This window comes from Streptomyces sp. SID3343, assembly GCF_009865215.1.
In the GTDB taxonomy this organism is placed as follows: domain Bacteria; phylum Actinomycetota; class Actinomycetes; order Streptomycetales; family Streptomycetaceae; genus Embleya.
The window spans coordinates 1-396 of sequence record NZ_WWJX01000851.1 but is presented as its reverse complement, the minus strand read 5'-3'; the positions used below and the strand labels follow the sequence as shown (position 1 = coordinate 396).

Annotated in this window: 1 protein-coding gene; it reads right to left on the bottom strand. The window is 75.0% G+C overall.

Annotated elements, in window-relative coordinates; translation table 11 throughout:
* The coding region (locus GT354_RS26415; protein WP_161358874.1) for an SseB family protein at positions 1-326 on the bottom strand (326 nt) is incomplete at its 3' end.
* Positions 327-396: the final 70 nt, after the last annotated feature.

Below are 396 nucleotides of genomic sequence, written 5' to 3'. Positions count from 1 at the left end.
ACCGGAATGGGTCGCGCGTCGGCGCGCCATCTGGCCAGCGCCGCGACCGAGGTGAACGCCGGGAGCGCGCGGCGCCCGTGCGGCCCCTGGATCGTGGGCACCGCCATGTCGCTGGACTTCTCCCGGCGCAGTTCGCCCGGGGCGACGTCCTCCTCCTCGGTCAGGATCGCCACGACCGGCACGAGCAGCCGGGCCCGGCACAACTGACGGGAGATCTCCTCGTCGTCGACGTCGGGCGCCGCCAGGGCCGCCGCAAGGCCGGGATGGGCCGTGCCGTCGTCGTCGGGAAAGCCGGTGTCGGGAATGCTCTTGCCGCTGAAATCCACCCGTCGACTGTAGGCCACCGCCGCGGCCGGGCGCGGTGCCCGCGTTCGTGCGCCGGGACCGCACGCCGCC